This window comes from Ensifer adhaerens, assembly GCF_001270265.1.
Classification (GTDB): domain Bacteria; phylum Pseudomonadota; class Alphaproteobacteria; order Rhizobiales; family Rhizobiaceae; genus Ensifer; species Ensifer adhaerens_B.
The window spans coordinates 14479-36690 of sequence record NZ_LGAP01000039.1 but is presented as its reverse complement, the minus strand read 5'-3'; the positions used below and the strand labels follow the sequence as shown (position 1 = coordinate 36690).

General features: G+C 61.2%; 23 protein-coding genes. 5 read left to right on the top strand and 18 right to left on the bottom strand.

Going from position 1 to position 22212, the window contains the following annotated elements; translation table 11 throughout:
* The first annotated feature begins 260 nt into the window (after positions 1 to 260).
* Entirely contained in the window at positions 261 to 1247 is a 987-nt protein-coding gene (locus AC244_RS31630; RefSeq protein WP_053252791.1) for a TerC family protein, read from the top strand.
* A 126-nt stretch (positions 1248 to 1373) separates the two neighbouring features.
* Here AC244_RS31630 and AC244_RS31625 read toward each other — a convergent pair whose 3' ends face one another.
* Positions 1374 to 1610, bottom strand: coding sequence for a DUF6500 family protein (locus AC244_RS31625; protein WP_053252790.1), 237 nt, complete (start codon positions 1608 to 1610; stop codon positions 1374 to 1376).
* Between the two features lie 221 nt (positions 1611 to 1831).
* Between AC244_RS31625 and AC244_RS31620 the strand changes: the two genes are divergently transcribed.
* Positions 1832 to 2227 carry a MarR family winged helix-turn-helix transcriptional regulator gene (locus AC244_RS31620; RefSeq protein ID WP_053252789.1) on the top strand — a complete coding sequence of 132 codons (396 nt, stop codon included), beginning with the start codon at positions 1832 to 1834 and terminating at the stop codon, positions 2225 to 2227.
* Between the two features lie 38 nt (positions 2228 to 2265).
* A complete protein-coding gene (locus AC244_RS31615) occupies positions 2266 to 3561 on the top strand; it encodes an MFS transporter (protein WP_053252788.1) in 1296 nt (431 codons plus the stop codon).
* 47 nt (positions 3562 to 3608) lie between these two features.
* Here AC244_RS31615 and AC244_RS31610 read toward each other — a convergent pair whose 3' ends face one another.
* The 14 genes from AC244_RS31610 to AC244_RS31545 all read right to left on the bottom strand — a co-directional run bounded on the left by AC244_RS31610 (position 3609) and on the right by AC244_RS31545 (position 17090).
* On the bottom strand, positions 3609 to 4922 hold the full coding sequence (locus AC244_RS31610) for a TRAP transporter large permease (RefSeq protein WP_053252787.1): 1314 nt from the start codon (positions 4920 to 4922) through the stop codon (positions 3609 to 3611).
* On the bottom strand, positions 4919 to 5431 hold the full coding sequence (locus tag AC244_RS31605; protein WP_053252808.1) for a TRAP transporter small permease: 513 nt from the start codon (positions 5429 to 5431) through the stop codon (positions 4919 to 4921). Before AC244_RS31605 ends, AC244_RS31610 begins: the two co-directional genes overlap by 4 nt.
* Positions 5432 to 5591: 160 nt before the next feature.
* Positions 5592 to 6569 carry a C4-dicarboxylate TRAP transporter substrate-binding protein gene (locus AC244_RS31600; protein ID WP_053252786.1) on the bottom strand — a complete coding sequence of 326 codons (978 nt, stop codon included), beginning with the start codon at positions 6567 to 6569 and terminating at the stop codon, positions 5592 to 5594.
* A gap of 243 nt (positions 6570 to 6812) precedes the next feature.
* Positions 6813 to 8090 carry an L-fuconate dehydratase gene (locus AC244_RS31595; RefSeq protein ID WP_053252785.1) on the bottom strand — a complete coding sequence of 426 codons (1278 nt, stop codon included), beginning with the start codon at positions 8088 to 8090 and terminating at the stop codon, positions 6813 to 6815.
* A gap of 21 nt (positions 8091 to 8111) precedes the next feature.
* A complete protein-coding gene (locus AC244_RS31590) occupies positions 8112 to 8957 on the bottom strand; it encodes a fumarylacetoacetate hydrolase family protein (RefSeq protein ID WP_053252784.1) in 846 nt (281 codons plus the stop codon).
* Between the two features lie 25 nt (positions 8958 to 8982).
* Positions 8983 to 9717, bottom strand: a complete 735-nt coding sequence (locus AC244_RS31585) for an SDR family oxidoreductase (protein ID WP_053252783.1) — start codon at positions 9715 to 9717, stop codon at positions 8983 to 8985.
* 10 nt (positions 9718 to 9727) lie between these two features.
* Complete coding sequence (locus AC244_RS31580) at positions 9728 to 10174, bottom strand: MaoC/PaaZ C-terminal domain-containing protein (protein WP_053252782.1); 447 nt, start codon at positions 10172 to 10174, stop codon at positions 9728 to 9730.
* Positions 10175 to 10176: 2 nt separating this feature from the next.
* Positions 10177 to 11256: a Gfo/Idh/MocA family protein gene (locus tag AC244_RS31575; protein ID WP_053252781.1), complete on the bottom strand. Its 1080-nt coding sequence runs from the start codon at positions 11254 to 11256 to the stop codon at positions 10177 to 10179.
* The gene (locus tag AC244_RS31570; RefSeq protein ID WP_053252780.1) at positions 11249 to 11599 is read right to left on the bottom strand and encodes an L-rhamnose mutarotase; all 351 of its coding nucleotides are present in this window, start codon (positions 11597 to 11599) and stop codon (positions 11249 to 11251) included. The genes AC244_RS31575 and AC244_RS31570 overlap by 8 nt, the downstream gene beginning before the upstream one ends.
* A gap of 10 nt (positions 11600 to 11609) precedes the next feature.
* Positions 11610 to 12722, bottom strand: a complete 1113-nt coding sequence (locus AC244_RS31565; RefSeq protein WP_053252779.1) for a mandelate racemase/muconate lactonizing enzyme family protein — start codon at positions 12720 to 12722, stop codon at positions 11610 to 11612.
* A 1-nt stretch (position 12723) separates the two neighbouring features.
* Positions 12724 to 13821 (bottom strand): ABC transporter ATP-binding protein, encoded by a 1098-nt coding sequence (locus AC244_RS31560; RefSeq protein WP_053252778.1) that lies wholly within the window; start codon positions 13819 to 13821, stop codon positions 12724 to 12726.
* Between the two features lie 5 nt (positions 13822 to 13826).
* Entirely contained in the window at positions 13827 to 14693 is an 867-nt protein-coding gene (locus AC244_RS31555) for a carbohydrate ABC transporter permease (RefSeq protein ID WP_053252777.1), read from the bottom strand.
* On the bottom strand, positions 14693 to 15589 hold the full coding sequence (locus AC244_RS31550) for a carbohydrate ABC transporter permease (RefSeq protein WP_053252776.1): 897 nt from the start codon (positions 15587 to 15589) through the stop codon (positions 14693 to 14695). Before AC244_RS31550 ends, AC244_RS31555 begins: the two co-directional genes overlap by 1 nt.
* A gap of 181 nt (positions 15590 to 15770) precedes the next feature.
* Positions 15771 to 17090, bottom strand: a complete 1320-nt coding sequence (locus AC244_RS31545) for an ABC transporter substrate-binding protein (protein ID WP_053252775.1) — start codon at positions 17088 to 17090, stop codon at positions 15771 to 15773.
* 167 nt (positions 17091 to 17257) lie between these two features.
* Between AC244_RS31545 and AC244_RS31540 the strand changes: the two genes are divergently transcribed.
* Both AC244_RS31540 and AC244_RS31535 read left to right on the top strand, forming a co-directional pair.
* A complete protein-coding gene (locus AC244_RS31540; RefSeq protein ID WP_053252774.1) occupies positions 17258 to 18046 on the top strand; it encodes an IclR family transcriptional regulator in 789 nt (262 codons plus the stop codon).
* 117 nt (positions 18047 to 18163) lie between these two features.
* Positions 18164 to 19000 carry an amidohydrolase family protein gene (locus AC244_RS31535; protein ID WP_053252773.1) on the top strand — a complete coding sequence of 279 codons (837 nt, stop codon included), beginning with the start codon at positions 18164 to 18166 and terminating at the stop codon, positions 18998 to 19000.
* Positions 19001 to 19115: 115 nt separating this feature from the next.
* Here AC244_RS31535 and AC244_RS31530 read toward each other — a convergent pair whose 3' ends face one another.
* Genes AC244_RS31530 through AC244_RS31520 form a run of 3 tightly spaced genes read right to left on the bottom strand, consistent with a single transcriptional unit; the run spans position 19116 to position 21969 of the window.
* Positions 19116 to 20252 carry an ABC transporter substrate-binding protein gene (locus AC244_RS31530; RefSeq protein WP_053252772.1) on the bottom strand — a complete coding sequence of 379 codons (1137 nt, stop codon included), beginning with the start codon at positions 20250 to 20252 and terminating at the stop codon, positions 19116 to 19118.
* Complete coding sequence (locus AC244_RS31525) at positions 20249 to 21409, bottom strand: CaiB/BaiF CoA transferase family protein (protein WP_053252771.1); 1161 nt, start codon at positions 21407 to 21409, stop codon at positions 20249 to 20251. Before AC244_RS31525 ends, AC244_RS31530 begins: the two co-directional genes overlap by 4 nt.
* Positions 21410 to 21417: 8 nt before the next feature.
* A complete protein-coding gene (locus AC244_RS31520; protein ID WP_053252807.1) occupies positions 21418 to 21969 on the bottom strand; it encodes a MaoC family dehydratase in 552 nt (183 codons plus the stop codon).
* Between the last annotated feature and the right edge of the window lie 243 nt (positions 21970 to 22212).

The window sequence follows — 22212 nt, the reverse complement described above, 5'->3', positions numbered from 1 at the left end:
CCTTTTTGAGCGTGATGCCCAGTTTGCGAAGAATCCGGACTGGCTTGGGGAAATGGGTCGCGACGAAATCTCCGCCAGTTCGCACGGTGAGACCATCCCATTGTTGCGCCTGTGCAAAATGATTGCCCCGCACTTGAAGGCCGGAAACCGGCCACCCAAGTATCCAGCAACCCGCTGGTCCGGGCCCCTCTGGCGAGAGCTTCCGGCGCTCTTGCGATGTCGGACCTTATCCGACATCTGCGCCGGCGGAGCTTTATTCCGTGGATACTTCCCTTTTATTTATCGATTGGCTGGGCAAGCCAATCTGGATGTGGCTCAGCTTCATCACGCTGGTCATCGCTGTTTTATCCTTCGACCTCGGCGTCCTGCACAAGGAAAACAAGGAAATTGAAGTTGGCGAGAGCATCAAGCTCTCGGCCCTCTACATCTCCCTCGGCCTCGCCTTCGGCGGCTGGGTCTGGTGGTATCTCGGTGCGGATGCGGGCCTCGCCTACATGACCGGCTTTGTCGTTGAAAAAACGCTCGCGCTCGACAACGTCTTCGTCATCGCACTGATCTTCTCATTCTTTGCCGTCCCGCGGCTCTACCAGCATCGGGTGCTCTTCTGGGGCATCCTTGGCGTCATCGTACTGCGTGCCATCATGATCGGCGTCGGTGCAACGCTCGTCGCCGAATTCTCGTGGCTGCTCTATATCTTCGCCGCCTTCCTCGTCGTGACTGGCCTAAAGATGCTGTTCATGAAAGAAGCTGAGCCCGACATCTCCAACAATGCGTTGGTGCGGTTCATGCGGAGCCGTTTCAACCTGACGGAGAGCCATCACGGCGAACGCTTCTTCGTCAAGCAGACGGATCAGAAGAGCGGCAAGCTGGTCTGGTTCATCACGCCCCTGTTCATGGCGCTGGTACTCATCGAAGTCGCGGACGTCATCTTCGCCGTCGATTCGGTGCCCGCGATCTTCGCCATCACCACAGACCCGTTCCTGGTGTATACCTCCAACATCTTCGCCATCCTCGGCCTGAGAGCGCTGTACTTCGCGCTCGCCGCGATGATCCACCGCTTCCGCTATCTGAAGCCGGCTCTCGCCGTGGTCCTGATCTTTATCGGTTCGAAGATCTTCGTTGCTGATCTCTTGGGCATGGAAAAATTCCCGGCGGCCCTGTCGCTTGGCATCACCTTTGCCATCATCGCAAGCGGCGTGATCTGGAGTTTGGTCAAGACGCGCGGGGAACCGCTTCCTGCCGAATAAGCTCCGATGAAGCGACATCGGTTAACCCGAGGTGATACGCTAGAGGGCTGCCCGAAAGATGCAGCCAATCCATTTCAATGACATCGCCGAACCGCGGGTGCACGAAAGAGCGTCCGCGGTTCATGTTTATCGCAGTGGCGCCTCGTCGCCCAATGCAACAACCATTGCGCGGATCTTCGTGGCCTTCTCGAAGTGATCGAGCTGATGGGTCCTGATCCACCATTCGGCCGCCTCCATCAGAAGCTCCGGGTCATCGTTTCTGTTGGCAAAGAAGGCGTAGAACGAGAGGCCGACGCCCGGTCCCTTCTCAGCGATCTTCCGATCGCAAACTTCCAATATCTTCCGTTGCAAAGCGGCTCTCATGATCCGGCTCCAATGCGATTTGCTGATGCTTTTGGCGGAGGTGCGCCTTGGCCCTACCCGCTTGAAGGCTTTTCCAGAATGGAGGTCTTAGCCGCAGCCGGTCGGGCAGCGCAATCCTCTGCAAAAGCGTTGTGCAGCAGTCCCGGACGGTCGGCCAATTGACCAGATCGCGGTGACATGAGGAGCTTGACGTCGAGAAGTTACGTGTATATACACGCAATATGTCCTATTGTTATTGCATCCTCCTGCGCAAGGCCTCGAGACGAGTGACGTCGCTCTATGACGAAGCGCTTGCGCCCGTTGGCGTCAATCTCGCGCAGTTCAGTCTGCTGCGAAATATTCAGCGGGCCGAACCCATCTCGCTGACGGATCTAGGACAGCGTACCGAACTCGACCGCTCGACGGTCAGCCGGAACGTCAAGGTCCTGGAAAAGATGGAGCTGGTTGCGATGGCGAACGGCCAGGATCAAAGGGAATCGGCTGTCGAGTTGTCCGACAAAGGGCGACAGGTCCTGCGGGACGGGGCACCGCTCTGGGACGGCGTGCAGACGGCAATCGAGGCCAAGCTCGGCGATGAAGCGTCTGCCCAATTGACGGCCTTGCTGCAGGCTCTCTAGCAAATTCAACACAATCGATCGACGGAAGGAAATGGCCGATGTTCGGACCGGTGCTTGCTCGTTATCTGGCCAAACGCGACATCCATTATGGCTGGGCCGTCGCGGCCGTCACGTTCCTCGTCATGCTGGCGACAGCCGGCGCGATGGGATCCGCAGGCGTGCTGATCAAGCCACTCGAAACCGAGTTCGGATGGTCGAATGCCCAGATCTCGTTTGCGCTCGCCATCCGCCTCGTGCTGTTCGGCTTGCTCGGGCCGTTCGCCGCCGCCTTCATGAACCACTTCGGTGTAAGGAAGGTCGTCTCCGCAGCCCTGCTCCTCATCGTCGGCGGTATCATTGCTTCATTCTTCATGACGCAGCTGTGGCAGATGGTGGCGCTTTGGGGCGTCGTTCTCGGCGTCGGGACCGGCATGACTGCGCTGGTGCTGGGCGCCACGGTCGCAACCCGGTGGTTCGACAAGAGGCGCGGCCTCGTCGTCGGCCTGATGACCGCCAGCAATGCCACCGGCCAGCTCGTGTTCCTGCCCCTGCTCGCCTCACTTACCGAGGCGATCGGGTGGCGAACTGCGCTGACCGTCGTCATCGCGGTCCTGTCCTTTGCCTTCCTTCTAGTGCTCCTCTTTATGCAGGATCGGCCGAGCGACCTCGGTTTGGCGCCCTATGGCGGCCGGGCGATCGTACCTCCCCCGGCACAGAATCATAATCTGCGAACCCTGTTGCTTTCGCCACTGAAGGCGCTGCAGGAAGCCTCCCGTTCGAACACCTTCTGGGTGCTGTTTGCCACCTTCTTCGTCTGCGGCTTCAGCACCAATGGTCTGATCCAGATGCATTGGGTGTCGATCTGCGGCGATGTCGGCATCGCAGCGGTCGGTGCGGCCGGCCTCCTTGCACTGATCGGTGTGTTCGATCTCGTCGGAACGGTCTTTTCCGGCTGGCTTTCCGACCGCTACGACAATCGTTGGCTGCTTTTCTGGTTCTACGGTCTTCGCGGTCTGTCGCTGCTGTTCCTACCGTTCAGCGGTTTCAACATCTACACGTTGTCGATCTTCGCCATCTTCTACGGCCTCGACTGGATCGCGACCGTGCCGCCGACGGTGAAGCTGTCGGCAGAACGCTTCGGCGCGGAGCGGGCGGCGCTGGTCTTCGGCTGGGTGTTCACCGGACACCAGCTCGGCGCGGCGAGTGCCGCTTTCCTTGCCGGTGCGAGCAGGACGTCGCTCGAGACATACACGCCGGCGCTGATTGCTGCCGGGTTGTTGTGCATCGTCGCAGCACTGCTGGTTCTGACTATCGGCCGGCGTGCACCGGCGACCCTGGTGCCGCAGGCGGGGTAAACGTTCGCATTTGCCGGCCGCGGCTCTCGACCGCGGCCGGCAACCACTTATTGAACGGCCGTCGTCCCGTAGACGAGGTTCGGCAGCCAAAGCGAAAGCTGCGGGAACATGCTGAGCATGACGAGCAGCAGCATCATCATTCCGAGATAGGGCAACACTTCGCGCGCATAGGCCATCATCGGAACCTTCAGCACCATCGATGAGATGTACATCAGTCCGCCGACCGGCGGTGTGATGCCGGCAATGGTCAGGTTGGTGATGAAGACGACGCCGAAATGCACGCGATCGATACCGACGCCGTCGATGATCGGGATCAGCATCGGCGTCAGGATGATCAGCGCCGCCGAGCCCTCGATCGCAGTACCGATAACGATAAGCAGCACGTTGATCAGCAGCAGCATCAACAGCGGGTTGTCGGTTGCGCCGCCGAGCCAGCCGGACATCGCCTGCGGCACCTGTTCCCAGGCGAGATAGAAGCCGAAGGCTGCAGCCGCGCAGATCATAATCATGACCACGGCGGAATCGCGCACCGACTCGGCAAGCACTTCGGGGATCTGGCGGATGGTGAACTCGCGGTAGCCGAATACGGCGACGAACAGCACATAGACCACGACGACCGCACCGGCCTCGGTGGTGGTGAACAGCCCATAGCGGGTGCCGACGAAGATGACCACCGGGATCGAAAGCGCCCAGAGGCCGTCGACGAGCGCCTTCATGCCTTCGGCGCGAGTCGCCCTCTCCTTGCGCAACGGCTTGTAACCGCGCTTCTTGGCAATGAAGTAGGTGGTGATCATCAGGCCACCGGCAAGCACGAGGCCGGGCACGACGCCGGCTGCAAACAACCGGCCGATCGAGGTTTCCGCAAGGAAGCCATAGACGATGAGGCCGATCGACGGCGGTATGAGGCTGGTGATGATGGCGGCCGACGAGGTGATGACCGCGGCGAAGGCCCGGCTGTATCCCCTCTCCGACATTTCGACGCCGAGGGTTTTCGCAAGCATCGCAGCGTCGGCGTTGGCGGACGCAGTCAAGCCGCCAAGTAGCGTGCCGAGCACCGTGCACATCTGGGCGAGCGCGCCGGTCATGTGGCCGACGAGCACGTCGGCGAGGTTCAGCAGTCGGCGGGTGATGCCCGAGGCGTTCATGATGCAGCCCGCGAGCACGAACAGCGGCAGCGCCAGCAAGGACACGGACTGGCTGCCTTCGGCCATTTCCTGGGCGAAGTTGGCAAGCGGGATCATGTCCATGTTGATAAGGAAGAACGCCAGCGCTCCGATCGCCATCGCCCAGGTGATCGGGGTCGATAGCAGGAAGAGCACGACGACCAGCAGCGACGGGCCGGCAAGATGAAAGAAGGTCATATCAGCGATTCCACATTGCGATGCACCCGGGCGGTCCACGGTCGTTCGACGATGAGGTGCTGAACGAACATGCCGGCGGATGCCAGGGCGAGCGGGCCGTAGGAGAGGCTGCGCGACAGGTCGAGGGCGATGGTGTGGACGTGGCGCGAGGTCCAGGCCTGCCAGGCAAATAGCACGGTCATCACCACGAAGAAGACGGCGAGCAGCAGGTAATTGAACCACGCAATTGCCTTCTGCCAGCCCGACGGAAAGGCCGTGACCAGTACGTCGATCGCGGCATGTGTCCCCAGGCGCACGCCTGCCACGGCGCCGAAAAACACGAGATAGGCGAAGGCCATGATCGCCAGCTCATAGGTCCAGGCGGCCGGTTGCGGGAAGATGTAGCGGCTGACGACGCCCCAAAGGATCGAAAAGACGATGACGACGAGTGCGACAACGCCGATCGCCTCGTCGGCGCGGCGAAAACTGAGAAGAGGAATGGTCTCTTCCGGCAGGTGTGAGGTTTCCATGGCGGCCTCGGTCATTTGAAGAGAAGGATATGGGTGGCGTCATGCGCCACCCATTTTCGGCTAGGCTGTGCTGGTCTCACATTGCCAGTGAGATTATCTGCCGATGCGGCGTCGACCATCGAGCCGACGCCGGGCTGGCACCAGAGGGCGCTTACCCTTCTTACTCGGCCATCGCCTTCTGGACGCGATCGTAGATCCCAGGAGTGATGTTCGGTACCTTGTCGTATGCGACACGCGAGGCTTCGACAAAGGCGGGAACGTCGACGTCGGTGACGATCTCGACGCCGGAATCGGCGAGCTGCTTTGCATAGGCATCGTCGGTTTCGAGTGTCATCTCAGTCAATTCCTTGGCGATCGTCTGCCCCTCCTCCAGGAGGATCTTCTGCAGATCTTCCGGCAGGCTGTTGAAGAACTGGCTGGATGCGACCCAGGCTGTAAACATGATCTGGTGGCCAGTCTTGGAGACGACCTTGCGGGTCTCGTTCAACTTTGCACCGGCGATCGAGCCGAAGGGGCCTTCGGCGGCATCGACCACGCCGGTCTGCAGCGCATTGTAGACATCGCCCCAGGGCAGTTCCGTCGGGCGTGCGCCATAGCTGCCGAAGGTCGCCATCATGATCGGCGACGACGGCACGCGGATCGTCACGCCGGCAAGATCGGCCGGGCTTCGGACCGGCTTGTTGGAGATGATGTGGCGGTAGCCGAAGAGGCCGTTTGGCATGATGATCTTGATGCCCTGCGCCTCAAGCTTGCCGGACAGTTCCTTGTAGAGGTCCGATGCAAACAGACGATCCGTGGCCTCAAGGCTCGGATAGACATAAGGGCCGGCCAGAATCGACATGTCGGGCACGAACTGGCCGAGCTGGCCGTAGTCGGTGGCGCTGAGCAGGCTGGCGCCGCTCATCACCATCTCGTTGACCTTCTTCTGCGCACCGAGCTGGTCGCCGGTCATCACGGTGATCGCGATACGGCCGTCCGAGCGCTTCTCAACCCGCTCGGAGAAGGTCTTCATCGCCTTGACGATCGGTTCGTTGGGATTCACCTGCGAGGTCGAGAACCGCAGGCTGTACTCCTGCGCATTGGCGCCGCCGCAATAGGACAGAGCGGCCATGGCCGCCGCGAGCATGAACGTCTTCATTGGATCCTCCTCTTCCGGACTCCCCTCCGGAATTCATTCATAAGCGAATGAACAAGTTATTTACGAATGAGTCGTGAGCGTCAAGCGGAATGTCTTGAGATCCACGCGGATATTTGGGCGACCAATGATGTGCACCTGCACAGAAAAAGACAAAGCCGCCGCAGAAATCCTGCGGCGGCCTGGGTAAGGTATGATGAATGCAACTATTATATATGAATACAGCCGCGATTGTGATCCGAACCTTCAACCTCGAAAGGTGTAATCCTCGATGGATTGCGGCTTCATCTCGATCGAAAAGCCTGGACGCTGTGGCGGCATGTAGGCGGCATTGCGGATGTCGCAAGGCTCGAGGAAGTGTTCATGCAAGTGGTCGACATATTCGATCACCCGGCCTTCCTTCGTCCCTGACACGGCGATGTAGTCGATCATCGACAGATGCTGGACATATTCGCAGAGCCCTACCCCGCCGGCATGCGGCCAGACTGGAAGCTCATACTTCGCCGCCGTCAGCAGGACCGCGAGCACCTCGTTCAGGCCGCCCATGCGGCAGGAATCGATCTGCACGACGTCGATCGCGCCTTCGGCGATGAACTGCTTGAACATGATCCGGTTCTGGCACATCTCTCCGGTCGCGACTTTCACCGGGCCGATTGCCTCACGGATCTTGCGATGGCCGGCGACATCGTCGGGGCTTGTCGGCTCCTCGATGAAGAACGGCTTGGCAAAGGCGAGTTGCTTGACCCAGTCGATCGCTTCACCGACTTCCCATACCTGGTTGGCATCGATCATCAGGTAGCGATCCGGGCCGATCACTTCCCGCGCAATCGTCAGGCGACGAATGTCATCGGCGAGATCGCGCCCGACCTTCATCTTGACATGGTTGAAGCCCTGATCGATCGCCTCCTGCGCCAGTCGGCGTAGTTTGTCGTCGTCGTAGCCGAGCCAACCGGCAGACGTCGTGTAGCAGGCGTAACCTTCGTTCTTCAGCGTCGCGATGCGCTCCGCCTTGCCGGCCTCGGCACGCTTGAGGATCGCCACGGCCTCGTCGCGGGTCAACACATCCGTCATGTAGCGATAGTCGACGATGTCGGCGATCTCGTCCGGCGACATGTCGGCGACCAGTTGCCAGACGGGCTTGCCGGCTTCTTTCGCGAGCAGATCCCAGATCGCGTTGACGATCGCGCCGGTGGCGAGATGGATGGCACCCTTCTCTGGGCCGATCCAGCGCAGTTGGCTGTCGCTGGTCAGGTGTCGCCAGAACCGGCCGGGATTGGCAAGGATCTCTGCCGTATCCTTGCCGACGACGAGATGCTGCATGGCCTTGATCGCCATGCAGCAGATGTCGTTGCCCCGCCCGATCGTGAACGTCAGGCCATGGCCCGCCAATCCGGGATGATCAGTGTCGAGGATGACATAAGCCGCAGAATAATCAGGGTCCGGGTTCATGGCATCGGAACCGTCGAGGCTCTGCGATGTGGGAAAGCGCAGATCGAAGACGCGCAGATCGGTGATGCGGGTCATGTTTGCTCCAATGAAAGTAGATCAGTCGTCCGCGCGCACGGACTGCTTCTGGGTGCCGAGACCTTCGATGCCGAGTTCGACGACATCGCCGGCTTTGAGGTAACGCGGCGGCTTCATGCCCATGCCGACGCCCGGCGGCGTACCGGTCGAGATGATGTCGCCCGGCTGCAGCGACATGAACTGCGACAGGTAGGAAACGAGATAGGCGACGCCGTAGACCATCGTCTTCGACGAGCCGTTCTGCATCGTCACGCCGTTGACCTTGAGCCACATCGGCAGGTTCTGCGGGTCCGGCACCTCTTCCTTGGTCACCAGCCATGGGCCGGTCGGGCCGAAAGTGTCGCAGGACTTGCCCTTGGTCCACTGTCCCTGGCGCTCGATCTGGAATGCGCGCTCCGAGACGTCGTGGATCGTGCAATAGCCGGCGACATAGTCGAGGGCTTCGGCTTCGCTGACATATTTCGCCTTGCGGCCGATGACGACGCCGAGTTCGACTTCCCAGTCGGTCTTCTCGGAACCACGCGGAATGACGAGGTCATCGTTCGGACCGACGATGGCCGACGTCGCCTTCATGAAGATGATCGGCTCGGGGGGAACGGTCGCACCGGTTTCAGCGGCGTGGTCGGAATAGTTGAGGCCGATGCAGATGAACTTGCCGGTACCGGCGACGCAGGGACCGAGACGCGGATTGCCGGCAACAGCCGGAAGGCCGGTGAGATCAAGCTTGGTAATTGCTGCCAGCGCGTCGAGATCAAGGGCTGCGCCCGAGAAGTCGGCGACATGGCCGGAAAGATCGCGCAGAATGCCGCCGGCGTCGATGATGCCGGGCTTTTCCTGTCCCGGTTCGCCATAACGAAGAAGTTTCATGGTGTCTTATCCCTGATTTGAGTGCTCAGATGGTCCAGCCACCATCGATGGCATAGGCCTGCCCGGAGGTATAGGTCGCGCCGGCGAGGTAGAGGGCGAGATCGGCGATCTCTTCCGGAGTGCCGATCCGCCCCATCGGCTGGCGGGCGATGAAGGCGGCTCTCGCCGTGTCGTAATCGCCCTGCGCCCGCATGCGATCCTGCAGCGACGGGCTTTCGACCGTGCCGGGGCAAATCGCGTTGCAACGGATGCCATCGGCAACGTAGTCGGCAGCAACGGATTTGGTGAGGCCGATGACGGCCGCCTTGGTCACGCCATAGGCAAAGCGGTTCGGCACGCCCTTGATGCTCGACGCGACCGAAGCCATGTTGATGATCGAGCCGTCCTTGCGCGCAAGCATGCCCGGCAAGACGGCGCGGATGGTGCGGATCATCGCCTTGACGTTGAGGTCGAAGGCGAATTCGAGATCGGCCTCCTTCATGTCGAGGATCGAGCCGGCGTGCACGAAACCGGCGCAATTGAAGAGCACATCGACCTGGCCGATCTTGGCAACCAGCGCCTCGACAGCGCCGCCATCGAGCACATCGAGCCGATGGGTTTCGACATCGGCCTCCGCAGCCAGCGCTGCGAGTGCTTCAGCGTTGATATCGGTGGCATGCACCTTCGCGCCGGCCCTGGCAAAGGCAAGTGCTGTGGCGCGACCGATGCCCTGGGCTGCGGCGGTGATAAGGACGACCTTACCGGAAAGATCCGTTGTCATTGTTGACCCCTCATGCTTTGCGTTCGACGACCAGGATATGGTCGGCGGCAAGGACGACCTCGCCACGCTGGTTGATAACTTCGCACCGTTCGACGACACGTCCCGCCTTCGGCCGCTTCGGATCGTCCTCCTTGGCGGAGATCGTCACGCGGGTGCGGATGGTGTCGCCGATATGAACCGGACGCACGAACCGTAACCGATCATAGCCATAAGAAAAGGCAACCGGATTGATCAGCGACGCCGTCAGGCCGACGCCGATCGAAAAGATCATCGTGCCATGGGCAATCCGCTGCCCGCCCGGCAACGTCTTGGCGAATTCCGCATCCATGTGGTGCGGGAAGAAGTCGCCCGTGTGTCCGGCATGGACCACGAAGTCGGTCTCGGTAATCGTGCGACCCGTGGTCAGCCTGACATGGCCGAGTTCATAGTCTTCGAAATGGATTGTCTGTTCTGCCATCGTCAACGTCCGGGAAGTGGCGCGATCGCGGTCGCTGGTCGCGCGCTGGATTGGTAGGCTGCCTCGACCAGCGCCATGGTCTGCCAGGCGTCGTCGACGGAGCCGATCAACTGCTCATCCTCGCCACTGACGAAGCGTTGCAGGTTGGCCATGCGATTGGCAAAAGCATCCGGGAACCAGGCGCCCTTGAGCGGCACTTCGACCCATTCCGTGCCGCCGGCGGGCCGGATCCAGAGTTCGTCGGGTTCGCCGCGCGGATAGTCGAGATTGACGCCCAGCTTGACGTAGGCGGCACCCTCGGTTCCCGAGATGCGGAACTCGCAGGCCTGGAACTTGCGGCCGAAATCGTGATCGTGATTGACCGAAAGCACACAGCGCACGCTGTCGCCGTAATCGAGAATGGCGGCCGTTCGGGTCTGCGCCACCTCATGGTTCGGATGGCCGATCGTCTTGGCGTGGACACCTTCGGGATTGCCGAGCAGCCCGCGGATCAGGTCGAGATAATGGATCGAGTGCATCGCGATCTCGATCCGTGGCAGCCCTTTGAGGAATGGCCAGAGACCCCAAGGCGTGGCGACGGCAATCCATGCGTCAAAGTCGACGACCTGGCCGAGATGGCCCTTGCCGATTGCGTCGCGCAGCGCCAGCATCATCGGCGCAAAGCGCAGCTGGAAATTGACCGCTGCCTTCAGCTGCCGATCTCGGCAGATGTTGAGAATTGCCGTTGCGGCCGCGAGGTCGCGGCCCATCGGCTTCTGGATCAATACGCCCGAGCGCATTGGCAGTTTCGACAGGATTGCAGCATGCGCGGCCGGTGGTGTCGCCAAATCGAAGATCGCATCGGGGCTCGCCAGCGCCTCGGCCTCGGCCGCAAATGCGTGGATGCCCCAGTTGGCTGCAAGCGCTGCCGCCTTCTCGACATCAGGATCGAAGATGCCGGCGACCGGAAAGCCTGCCTTGCGATAGGCCGGAAGATGCGCGTCGCCGACGATGCTGCCAGCGCCGAAAATGACGATCGGCCGCGGCTTTGCAGGCGCCAGCCAGGATTGCTGCAGGGATGTGGGGTCAAAGCCGTCAGTCACGGCGGGAAGCCTTCCCGTCGTGATGAAAAACTTGCTCCATCATCGCCCACCACTCGCCGTCCTTGCGCGTTTCGAGTGGCTTCTGGCAGGGCATGCACACCGACCACCATTCCTGGTTCTTCGGGTGCGCGGCCATTTTGGCCATATCGGCGGCGAAATCCTCGCCGACATATTCCCAATAGCCGAACAGCAGGTTCTCCGGCTCCTTCAGGAAGATCGAGTAATTCGTGACGTTGCATTCGGAAATCAGTGCAAGGATCTCCGGCCAGACGGCGGCGTGCAATTTCTTGTATTCGGCGATCTTTTCCGGCTGCAGCCCGATCACCATTCCCATCCGTTGCATGGCGACCTCCCTAGTTCACGAATTCCCGGGTGAATTCATTGATCGAGCGTGCCTTCACGGCATCCCAGTCCCAGGCAATGCCGATGCCGGCTTCGGATGGCGCGATGGCGCGTCCGTCGCGGATCTCCATGCCCTTCTCCGTCAACTCGTCGAGTTGCGGAATGTACTCCACATATTTGCCGTTCGGCACCGCGCAGACGAGGCTGACGTGCAACTCCATCAGGAAGTGCGGGCAGACGGGAATATCGAAAGCCTCGGCCGCATGCGCGACCTTGAGCCAAGGCGTGATGCCGCCGATCCGGGCGACGTCGACCTGGACGATCGAGCAGGCCCCCTTCTGCATGTATTCCCGGAAATGCCGGATCGAATACATGGATTCGCCAACGGCGATCGGGGTCGGGGTCGAGCGCGTCAGGCGGATGTGGCCGTCAAGATCGTCGGCCGGCAGCGGCTCCTCGATCCAGGCGAGATCCAGTTCCTTCAGGCGTGCGGCCCGGCGGATCGCCTCGTCGACGGTAAAACCCTGGTTGCAATCGGTCATGATCTCGAAGCCGTCGCCGAGGGCCTTGCGCATCGCCGAGAGGCGATCATAGTCCTCCGAGCCGTGCGGCTTGCCGATCTTAACCTTGGAACCGGAAAAGCCCTTGGCCTTCGCCTGAAGCGCATCCTCGACGAGGGCTCCCTTTTCGATATGCAGCCAGCCGCCTTCGGTGGTGTAGAGCGGGCAATTGTCCTTGGCGCCGCCGGCAAGCTTCCAGAGTGGCAGGTTCTGTTTCTTGGCGCGCAGATCCCAGAGTGCGACATCGACGGCCGCCAGCGCCAGCGCCGTGATCGGGCCGATGGTCGTAGCGTGAGTGGCAAATTCCATCTTATGCCAGATGGCCTCGATGCAATCGGCGTCCTCGCCGATTAGGATCGGAACGATGTGGTCGGAAAGCAGGCGCATGACGGAGGATCCGCCGGTGCCGATCGTGTAGCTGTAGCCGGTTCCCGTCGCGCCATCGGAATCGGTGATGGTGACGATCGGCGTTTCCTGGCTGACGAAGCTCTGGATCGCGTCGGTCCGCTTCACCTTCGGCTGCAGATCGACCATGCGCAGTTCAATTTTCTCGATCCTTGCCATGTCAGCCTTCCAGAGCCTTTCCTGTGTCGATGTCGAAAAGATGGGCGCGGGAGAGATCGAAGCTCATGCGCACGCTTTCGCCGGAGCGCAGCGGACGCGGATTGAGCATGCGCGAAACCCAGTCGCGGCCATTGAATTGAATGAAAACCAGCGTCTCGTTGCCGAGCGGCTCGGTGATGGTGACGGGCAGATCGACCTCGTGCACGGCGGCGGCATCGCCGGCATGAAGGCCATGGCCGGAGGGGTAGATATCATCCGGGCGCAGGCCGAATGTGACCTTCTGGCCAGCGCGGATGGCGCCGACAAACCGCGGCGGGATCGGCAGGCGGACGCCGCTTGCAAACACCAACTGGCCATTGTCCACGACCGCCTCGTCCATGTTCATCGGCGGCGAGCCGATGAAGCCGGCAACGAACTTCGTCGCTGGCTTCTGGAACACTTCTTCCGGTGTCCCAACCTGTTCGATGTAGCCGTCGCGCATGATGACGATGCGGTCGGACAGCGTCATCGCCTCGACCTGGTCATGCGTCACATAGATCATCGTTGCCTGCATGCGGGCATGCAGTTTTTTGATTTCGGTGCGCACCTGGGTGCGCAGCTTGGCGTCGAGGTTCGACAGCGGCTCGTCGAACAGGAAGACATCGGGCTGGCGCACGATCGCACGCCCCATCGCCACGCGCTGGCGTTGGCCACCGGACAGCTGCGACGGGCGACGCTCCAGCAGATGGCCGAGATCGAGAATGGTTGCAGCCTCCTCGACACGCGCCTTGATGTCATCGGCGGAACGGCCGGCGATCTTCAGCGAGAAACCCATGTTCTCGGCGACCGTCATATGCGGATAGAGCGCGTAGGACTGGAAGACCATCGAGATATTGCGGGCGCGCGGCGGCAGGTCGTTGACCTTGCGGCCGCCGATCTCGATGGCGCCGCCGCTGACGTCTTCGAGGCCGGCGATCATGCGCAGGGTCGTCGATTTGCCGCAACCGGACGGGCCGACCAGCGCGATGAACTCGCGGTCCTTCACCTCGAGATCGATGCCGTGAACGACTTCGAGCGCGCCATAGCGTTTGATCAGTTTCCTGAGGGTGACAGGAGCCATGAATGTTATCCTTTCACCGCGCCGAAGGTCAGGCCCGAAACGAGGTGCTTTTGAATGATAAAGGTGAGCGTGAGTGCCGGGACGATCATGACCACGGCAAGCGCGCACATGCCGCGCCAGTCGATCGTGAACTCGGCTGTGTAGTCGAGGAGACCAACAGGCAGCGTTTTCGAGTTGACCGAGCGGGTGATCTGCGAGGCCAGCGCATATTCGTTCCACGACGTGAGGAAAGCGAAGATGCCGGCGGACGCGATACCGGGACCGGCAAGCGGAAACTCCACCTGCCAGAAGGCCTGCCAGGGTGTGCAGCCGTCGATCTGGGCGGCTTCGGCCAGATCCTTCGGCACCTGGCGGAAGAAGCCGTCGATCAGCCAGATGGTGAAGGGCACGTTCAGGGCAACGTAAGTGAGGATCAGCGAGAAATGCGTGTCGATGATCCCGGTGCGGGCATAGATCATGAAGAGCGGCAGCGACAGCGCGATGCCGGGAACGGCGCGTGTCAGCATGAAGCCGAGGAAGATCGCCGACTTCGCCTTGAAACGATAGCGGGCAAAGGCATAACCGCCGGCCATGCCGATCGCGAGAGCAATCACCGTCGACGTCACGGAGATGATCAGCGAGTTGCGGAAATAGTCCCAGACGGGAACCCCGCCCTGCCCGGCGCCGGCGAACATGGCGCGGTAGGCGTCGAGCGAGATGCTTTCGGGGATCCAGACCGGTGGCTTCGCCATGATCTCGACCGTCGGGCGCAGTGACGACAGCACGATCCAGAGGCCCGGCAGGCAGATGATTGCCATGGCCAGAAACAGCCCGATCAGGTGCGCCGCCTTCAGGAGGCGCCGGCGCAGGCGATGTGACGAATTGATATCCATTACCACTCGGCTCCGATCTGCTGGCGCGCGGCGGCGAGCTTGCGGAAGAAATAGACGGTGAAGACGATCGACAGCAGGATGGCGACATAGGCCATGGCATTCGCCATCCCCATGCGCGCGTCGGCATAGGCGGTGCGGCCGATCAAGGTCCACAGGAGTTCGGTGCGCTTGGCCGGGCCGCCGTCGGTCATGATCTTCACGATGTCATAGGCGCGGGCGACATCGAGCGAGCGGATCGTCATGGCGATGAAGGCAAACGGCATGAGATAGGGCCAGGTGACGTAGCGGAAAGTCTGCCACGGCGTGCAGCCATCGACATGCGCCGCCTCGACCGGATCCTTCGGCATCGCCAGGAGACCGGCGAGAATGAGGATGGCAAAGACCGCCGTCGACGACCAGACCTCGGCAATGATGATCGAGATCAGCGCCAGGTTGCCGTCGATCAGCCAGGGGATGGCGCGGTCCGTCAGCCCGAGCGACTGCAGGGCGTTGTTCACGAAACCGATATTATCGTTGAACATGAACTTGAATTGGAAACCGACGAGCACCGGCGAAAACATCATCGGGAACATCATGATGGTGCGCAGCAGCCGCTGGCCGTGCGTCGCCTTGTTCACGAGCAGCGCCAGGCCGAGGCCAAGCAGCATCTCTGTGTTCAGGGCAACGGTGAGCAGCAGCACAGTGCGCCCGAAGGCGACCCAGAAATCCCAGTTGCTCAGCACGGTGATGTAGTTGCGCAGGCCGACGAAGATCCAGAGCGTTTCAGGCTTGGTCAGCCGAAATGGCGTGAAGCTCGAATAGAAGGAGAAGAGCAACGGCAGCACGATGACGGCTGCCAGCACGACAAAGGCCGGCAGCAGCAGAAGGACCGGCGCGGACAGTTTCTTGAGCTTCATCAGGCATTCCTGAGGGTGACTTCGCAGCGCCACGCATCAGACATGACACGATATAGACGCCACAAGGCATTAAACTTGCTGCATAATTTACTCCAGATCGATTCCGACCCAGGGCGTTATGCAGTAAATGACGAAGGCGGCGCCGACACCTTTGTATCGGCGCCGCCTCCCTTATCTGCGATCAGAGCTTTCCAGCGTCTTCCAGGATGCCGGTCGCCTTTTCGGCGGCGCTATCCAAGGCTTCCTTGGACGTCTTGTCGCCGAGGATTGCTGCCTGGAGTTCCGGATAGACGGCGTTGGAGATCTCGATCCACTCGGCCGTCTGCGGGACTGGGAACGCGTGCTTTGCCGCTTCCTGGAAAGCCTGCAACACCTCGGTCTTGTAGGCGTCGCCTTCGGCGGCCTTGATGTTGTATTCCCAGACGGCGGTGCGTGTCGGCAGCGGACCGGGAGCCGATTCCAGCTTCTGGCTGTCCTCGTTGGTCAGCCACCAGACGAGCGAAGCTGCCGCTTCCTTGTTGGCGCAATCCTCGGTGACGGAGAAGCCGTGGTGACCGGACCAGCCCGTGCGCTTGCCCGAAGACCCTGCCGGCTGAACCTTGACACCGACATTGCCGGCAACCTTCGACGACTTCGGGTCGTTGAAGAAGCTTGCCCAGCCAGGCCAGTCGAGATTGACGGCGATCGAGCCGGACGCGAAGCCCTGGCCGAGATCATCCCAGAGATAGTTGGTCGTGCCCGGAGGAACGGCCTTGTCCTTATAGAGCTTGACGAACCAGTCGAGTGCCTTGACGCCTGCTTCGGAGTTGAACGCGGGACGGCCGTCCTTGTCGAGGTACTCGCCGCCCTCGGCGACCAGCATCTCATAGAAGCGGCCGTTGATGGCCTCTTCCTTGCCGGCAAACTGCGTGCCGTAGAAGTTCGGCGGTGCGGCGAAGAATTCGGCCTGGTCGCTGACCTGGGCCCAGGTATCCGGCGGCGTCAGATCGTAGCCGTATTTTTCCTTGAACGCCGCCTTCTTGGCGTCGTCCTGGTAGAGGCTCTTTTGATAGTAAAGCGCCGATACGTCGAACTGCGCGCGCGGAAGCATGACGAGCTTGCCGCCAAGCGTCGAGGCGTCGATCACGGCCGGCACGAACTTCGCGACCTCTTCCGGCGGAAGCAGCGCCAGGAGATCGGTATAGATATCGGGGTACTGCGGGGCGAAGGAGGAGTGGTTGGAGCCGACGCACCAGCTGATGCCGCCCGTGGCGATGTCCGACTTGATCTCCTTGTCGAGCTCGAAGTGGTTCTTCTTCGACAGGATGTTGACCTTGGCGCCGGTCGCCTTCTCCCATTCCGCGATCCGCTCATAGAGCTTTTCGTATTGCTGTCCGCCGATCAGCTTGGCGTCGATGGCGACGCCTTCGAACTTGCCGGGCAGTTCCGCGGCATTGGCCGCTCCCACTGCGCAGGCAAGCATGATGACTCCGGCCGATACGCCGGAAAGCAGCCTGTTCATAACCTCTCCTCCACTGAAGCGCGCCCTCATCCCGGCACGCATTTCTCATTTGTGAGAAACTAATTCATATACAAACAATAATTTTATCACCCGTCAAGGGCCAACTTTCTTTTGTCGGCGGCTTTCTCTGCGTATATGGATATGAATATTCACTAAGGAGGACGCCCATGGACACCGAAGAGTCCGATCGCTACCGCGCTCCCGCGCTGGACAAGGGACTTGATATTCTCGAGCTGCTGGCAAGCGTCGATGGTGGCCTAACGCAAGCGGAAATATCGAAGAGGCTCAACCGCAGCCCGAACGAATTCTACCGGATGCTCGACCGGCTCGTGCGCCGCGGCTACGTCACGCGGATCGATGGCGATCGCTATTCCCTGACGCTGAAACTTTTCGGCCTGGCCCAGCTGCACGCGCCGGTGCGGCGCCTCGCCTCCTATGCGACGCCGCTGATGCGCGATCTTGCGCAACGGTCGAAGCAGGCCAACCAGTTGGCCGTGTTCGATCGAGGCTCGGCTGTTGTCATTGCCCAGCAGGAAGCGCCTGATTACTGGGGGATCTCGATCCGGGTCGGCTCACATATCAGCCTGTTCGATACCGGCTCCGGTCACATCCTGCTCGCCTTCCGCACGCCGGAGGAACGCGAAATGATGATCGCCGAGCACGCGCGCAGCAAGGACGAGATCTCGCTTGGTCCAGAATTCTATGCACGCCTCGACCAGATCCGCGAGCGTGGCTACGAAATGATGGCAAGCGCACAGACGGCCGGCGTCTACAATCTCTCGGCTCCGATTCTTGGTCCCGATGGACGCGGCATCGCGGCGCTGACCATCCCCTATATCGCACTGGTCAATGCGCCGTCCGCGCCTGATATCACCGAGACGATCTCGCTCTTGCGTAGCGCGGCGACACAGCTTTCGGTGCTTGCGGGCTCGGATGTGGCGCAATCGCCGGAATGAGCAGGCACAGGATATACCCTCGGCAATCGAAGCTCGCGATCACCGTCGGCAGTCAATTTCTTATTTGAATGATCTCTTCCCATGTGAGAGTGTGAAGCATACGGAGGAGGCCGCATCGTGATCGTCGATACCCATCTGCATCTCATCAACAAGTCCGCCTTGACCTATCCCTGGCTAACGGGCGTCCCGGCGCTTGATCGGGATTTCCTTTATTCGACCTACGAGGCGGAAGCCCGGCGTGTCGGCATCGATACGGCGCTGCACATGGAAGTCGATGTCGATCCTGGCGAAATGGAGTTGGAGACCTCAGAAGTTCGGCAGCTTTCGAAAAAAGCCGACAGCCTGCTCAAGGGGGCGATTGCCGCGTGCCGCCCGGAGGAAGACGGCTTTGCAGCCTATCTCGAACGGCAACAGGGTGATCCCTTTGTCAAAGGTTTTCGCCGCGTTCTGCACGTGGTCGCGGACGATCTGTCGGAAGGTGCCGTCTTCCGCGAAAACATCAAGCGGCTTGCCGGAAGCCGCTTCACCTTCGATCTCTGCGTCCTGCCGCACCAGATCCCCAAGGCCATTGCCCTTGCCGATCTCGTACCTGATCTGCAGTTCGTGCTCGACCATTGCGGCGTTCCCGATATTCGGAGCGGCGCCGAGCATCCCTGGCGCGAGCACATGAGCGAGATCGCGCAACGGCCGAATGTGGTCGCCAAGATATCCGGCGTCGTCGCCTATGCGGATGAAAGCTGGAATGTCGAGACGCTGCGACCTTACGTCGAACATACGATCGCCGCCTTCGGCTGGGATCGCGTCGTCTGGGGCAGCGATTGGCCCGTCTGCACGCTCGGAGGCAATCTTTCGACCTGGGTTGCGACCACCCACGCGCTGCTCAATGGCTGCAGCCCGCAAGAGCAGACAAAGCTGCTCTCGGCAAACGCGCGTCGGATCTGGAATCTCGCCTAATAAGGCGATGCGACCCATCATCGCCGCCCACCTGCTCGACAAAGCCTGAAACCGCGGGGCGGACCTCTTGCTGAACACCGGAGATGAGCCGATCGCTCATCTCCGGTGTTTGTCTTTACGCGGTAGCGAAGCTTTCGACGAAGAGCCGGTTGAGCTCGTCGACGACGTCCCTCGCCTTCTCCTTGCGCAAGAGCCCCTCATTGATGCGATCCGAGGCTGCCTGCTGGAACGGCATGTAGCCATCGTGTCGGGGACGCACCCAGGCGGCTTCGAGCGTCGCACGGGTCGCACGGAAAAAGTCTGCCGTCGCCGCGTTCACAGCATCGTCGTCCCAGGCGTCGCCGTGTCCCGGCTGGCCGCCGCCAAAGGCGTAGGCTTGGCGCTGCACCTCACCGCTTGCAACCCAATAGGCAAAGTCGGTCGCGGCCTCGATGGACGAGGAGAATGCAGAGACGGCGATGCCCGTTCCGCCGAGCGCGGAACCGCTCGGGCCGTGCTGGCCGGCGACCGGAATATCGCCGAACCGGATCAGCGATGGCCGGAAACCGGCCACGGAATAGCTGACATAGCCGTAGATCAACGGCGCGCAGACGGCCGTTGCCTCCGGGGCTGACATCACCTCCAGCGCCGCAATCGGATCCATCTCGAAGCAGGCCGGATCGATGAGCGAGGTGAGCTCGGAAAGCATTTCGAAGGCAGCGACGCCCCCATCCACATCGACGAGGTCTGCTCGACCATCGACCGCGCAAGCGTGGCCAAGATTGGCGCAAAGCGTGTAGAAGCTCATCAGCGAATGCGGCGGCCGCATCGGTAGCAGAACTTTTCCCTTGCGTGCGAGATCGAGCATATCGGACCACGTCGAAACGCGATCTCCAAGATCCGGCCGCCAGGCCTGGACCTGCGTCGCCGCATCGATCGGGAAGGCCCATTGCCGCCCGTTCCAGGCATAGCTCGGATAGGATTGTCCGACGGAGCCTGCTGCAAGCGCGGAACGTTCCGCCTCCCGACCGGCCACATCGAGTGGGGCAAGACACCCTTCATTGGTGATCTGCCCGACATGGGGGTGATCGATGACGATCAGGTCGTAAGCCCTTGCAAGCTCCTCGACCGGAAAAGTCTCGAAATCCTGCAGCGAGCGCTTCTCCCAGTGAACGGCGACGCCAGTCTTTTCCAGCCAGAGCTTCGAACATTCCACCATCGGGTCGTAGCCGCGCGGATGGCTCCATGTCATGCCCTTGAGAGTGACGCTCATAGGCCAAACTCCTCGCGGATCGACGCACTGTGTTCGCCGATTCTCGGGGCCGCGCGATCGACCTGGGCGCGCCGACCGTTGACGCGCAGCGGCGAACGGGTGGTCAGGATCGAAACGTCGTCTTCGCGGTTGACGGTCTGCAGCATGTCAAGAATGCGGAAGCCGTCGCTCTCCAGCAGCTCGTTCCAGTTGAGCACGCGAGCGCACCAGATGTCGGCCGGCTCAAGTACGGCGAGCCAATGGTCCACCGTGTTCTCGCCGATGCGCTCGGCAATCAGCGCCTTGATCGCGTCGCGCGCTGAAAACCAGGACGACGGGTCGTCGCAATAAGGCGCGAGCTGTGGCATCTCCAGCAGCTGTGCGAGTTTGGAGATCGGCGTCATGGCAATGGCCAGATAGCCGTCCTTGGCCGGATAGACGCCGTAGGGTGCCGAGAGATAGGCGTGGGCGCTGCGGAAATCCGAACGCTTGGGCAGTCGCCTGCCGTCGTTGAGGTGGGTGGTCAGCACCTCGAACTGGAAATCGACCAACGCTTCGAGCAGGCTCGTTTCGACCAGGCTGCCCTTGCCGGATATGCCGCGGCGAACGAGGCCGGCAAGAATGCCCTGCGCGGCTGCCGCGCCCGCAAGCATATCGCCAATGGCAAGGCCGAAGGGGACCGGGCCTTGGGCTTCGTCACCGTTCAACCACATGACGCCGGAGCGCGCTTGCGCCAGCAGGTCCTGGCCCGGTCGCTTGACCCAAGGTCCCTCTTCCCCATAGCCGCTGATCGAGGCGTAGACGATGCGCGGGTTGATCGCCCGCACTGCTTCGTAGTCGAGCCCGAGCCGCTGGATGACGCCGGGGCGAAAATTCTGGATCAGGACGTCGGCCTTGGCAAGCAGCGCCTTCAGCGCCGCCACATCCGCTTCGTCCTTGAGGTCGATCGCCAGGCTCTCCTTGGCGCGATTGATCGCATGGAAGATGGTGGAATCGCCACCGATTTCGGTGTCGCTCAGATAGAGGCGGCGCGAGAGATCGCCACCGTCCGGGCGCTCGATCTTGATGACGCGCGCGCCGAGGTCCATCAGCCTTAGGGAGCAATAGGGACCGGAGAGAAACTGGCTCATGTCGACGACGACAAGGCCGGTAAGTGGCAGTTCGTTTTCCTCGTGCATCGCTGTTCTTATTTCTCTGTCTTGCCGACGAAGTCGGCCGGATTGTTGTACTTCACCGTCTGCAGATGCTCGCAATAGAGCACCAGCTCGCCCTCGTTTTTGAAGACCTGATAGCTGGCCCGGATCAGGCCCAGCTCCTTGTAGCGCGGTGTTTTGTCCATGTTGGTGCGGATCGTGTAGATCGTGTCGCCGAGAAAGACCGGCTTGATTAAGCGCAGTTTGTCGTAGCCGTAGGAGAAGGCGTTGACGCAGTTTGTGGCGACGAGGCCGAGGCCGGCAGAGAAGACGAAGGCGCCGGCCACCAGGCGACGGCCGAAGATGCCTTCGCGCTCTGCAAACATCTGATCCTGGACGTAAGGGTGAATGTCGACAACCAGCGTGTTGAACAGATGGCTGTCGCTCTCCGAGATCGTCCTGCGCAGCGAGCGGATGCGCTGGCCGACCGGCCAATCCTCGTAGAACCAGTTCTCAGCGTTCCAGACCGGAAGAGCCGCATGATCCTCAGGCATGTCCGAAGGACGCGTCGTCGAGACGCCGACGGTGGGTGGAAATTCATTCATGAGGGAAGCCTGCGCCGGTTCGTGCCAGCACTCGCAGCCGGCGATTGTCGGTGAGGCGGTCCAAGCCACGATGGCGCGGTCGTTGGGTCATATATTTCCTCCAGGAATTTTCTTATGTAAAGATAGTGTTCACATATGGAGGTGATTTGCAAGGTGCAACATCGCCTGGAGGCGCCAGACGTTGTCAGCCAGCCCGCGACGGCCAGCGCGGCTGGCGGCTCGAGGTCAAAGCTTGTGCGTAGA